Annotated in this window: 2 protein-coding genes; one reads left to right on the forward strand and one right to left on the reverse strand. The window is 75.5% G+C overall.

Features of this window, described 5'->3' with window-relative positions; genetic code table 11:
* Positions 1-1,230 (forward strand): alpha/beta fold hydrolase (locus ACOV8S_RS07540; protein WP_448316863.1); only part of this gene is annotated, 1,230 nt, incomplete at its 5' end.
* A gap of 147 nt (positions 1,231-1,377) precedes the next feature.
* On the opposite strand, the gene ACOV8S_RS07545 is transcribed toward ACOV8S_RS07540, so the two are convergent.
* Entirely contained in the window at positions 1,378-2,184 is an 807-nt protein-coding gene (locus tag ACOV8S_RS07545; protein WP_448316864.1) for a polysaccharide deacetylase family protein, read from the reverse strand.
* Positions 2,185-2,279 lie beyond the last annotated feature (95 nt).

Here is a 2,279-nt window from a genome sequence, read left to right on the forward strand (position 1 = left end):
GGCACCGGCACCCTCCGGCCGGTGATCTTCGTGCACGGCTCGAGCGGTTCCGGCGGACAGTTCGAGACCCAGGCCCGGCGGCTGACCGGCAACGGCTTCCCGGCCCAGCTGATCGAGACCCACGAGTACGACTCGACCTTCGCCACCACCACCCCTGACGCCGTTTACGCCGCCCTGGACCGGCGGATCGACGGGCTGCTGGAGCGCAGCGGCGCCGACCGGGTCGACCTGCTCGCCCACTCGCTGGGCACCCTGCTGATGCAGGCCTACCTGCGCAGTTCGCCGGAGCGCGCCGCCAAGGTCGCCCACTACGTCAACCTCGACGGACGGACCTCGCCCGACCTGCCCGGCGGCGTTCCCACCCTCGCGATCTGGGGCGAGGGCGACCCGGCCCGCGCCGTCGGCGGAGCGCGCAACGTGTACCTCCCCGGCCAGGCCCACACCGAGACGGTCACCTCCGAGGAGACCTTCGCCGAGTTCTACCGGTTCTTCCACGGCCGGGAGCCGCGCACCACCCGGATCGTGCCGGAGCTGTCCATCACCCTCGCGGGCCGGGCCCAGCTCTTCCCCTCCAACATGCCGGTCGAGGGCGTGCGGCTGGAGATCCACCGGGTCGACCCGCTCACCGGGGCGCGGATCGGCAGCAGGCCCGAGGCGGTGCAGGTCCTGGGGGCGGACGGCGCCTGGGGACCTGTGAAGGCGTGGGGACAGGCCCACTACGAGTTCGCGCTGGTGTGGGACGAGAAGCACACCCACCACCTGTACTTCCCGCCGTTCCAGCGCTCCGACCACCTCGTGCGGCTGCTCACCAGCCGGCCGGGGGAGGGCATCTCCGGGCAGGTGGAGACCGGCGACGGCCACTCGGCGCTCACCGTCACCCGCCAGAAGGAGTGGTGGGGCGACCAGGGCGAGGCGGGGGACACCCTCTCCGTCGAAGGCGTCCAGGTGCTGAACGCGGCGAACGCGCCGCGCACCAGGCGGACGATCGGGATGTTCGTCTTCGACGCGGGCTCGGACAAGGTCACCGATCTCTCCGCGCCGCTGCAGCCGTTCTTCGGGACGCCGTTCCTCACCGGGATGGACGTCTACCTTCCGGCGACCGCGCGGCGGGACAGGCCCCTCACGCTGGTGTCCCGCCCGCGCGGCGAGGGCGGCCGCGTCGACGTGCTGAGGGTGCCGGCCTGGCCGTCGAGCACCGACCGCGTCTCGGTCCAGTTCGACGACCACTGACCCGACGCCTCGTGCGGCCCCGACCCGGTCCCGCCCCGGCGGAACACCCGATCGTGCGGGGCCGCACGGGGGCGAGGGCACCGCGCCCCTGACCCGCCGGGCGCGCCGGGGTGCCCGACGTGGGGACCAGCCGGGAACCGCGCCGCATCACGGCACCGGCACCGGCCCCCCGGGGGCGGCCCGGCGCGCCGGTTCACCCGGCCGCGCGCCGTCGTGCGTCCAGTGCTCGGCGAGCGGGCCGACCGACAGGCGTGCGGCGCGGCACGCGGAGACGATCTCGGGCAGCGCGGCGAGCGTCGCCCGCCAGCAGCCGGGGGCGGCCGTCCGGTCGGTGTCGTGCAGGAGTACGGTCCCGCCGCCCCGCAGGTCCGCCGCGACCTGGGCGGACACCGACGCACCCGTGGCCGTGGGCGTCCAGTCGCGGCCCCAGGCCGTCCACAGCACGGTCCTGAGACCGGCCGTGCGGGCGGCGGCCAGGCGCCCGGAGGTCAGGATGCCGTAGGGCGGCCGGTACCAGCGCGGGCGACGGCCCGTCAGGGCCTGGATCGCGTCGGCCGTACGGAGCAGACCACGCCGGTCGGCCGCCGGGGCGGGCAGCCAGGGGCGCTCGTGCCCCCAGCCGTGCACCCCCAGTTCGTGTCCCCGGCCCACCGTCTCGGCCACCAGGGAGGGATGCCGTACGACGCCGTCCCCCAGGACGAAGAAGGTCGCCCTCACCCCGAGCTCGTCCAGGGCGTCGAGGAACAGGGGGGTGGACAGCGGGTCCGGTCCGTCGTCGAAGGTGAGGGCCACGTGGTCGGGGCGGCCGATACCGGCCACACGGGGGAAACAGGTACGGCGTACGGCCGGCAGCCAGGTGGCGGCCGGGCCGATGTGCGCCGCGGCGCAGGCGAGCGCGGGAACCAGCACCGCCGCCGTGGTCCGGACGGCCGACGAGCCCGGGGACGCGTTCACAGGTCGTGCTCCTCACGGTCGGGGGCGCCGCCGGTTGTCCGGACCGCCCCGGTGACGAGGGCCGGCTGCCGGGGAAGCCGGTCCTTCCTGCCCAC

The sequence above is a fragment of the Streptomyces sp. CO7 genome (assembly GCF_053474865.1).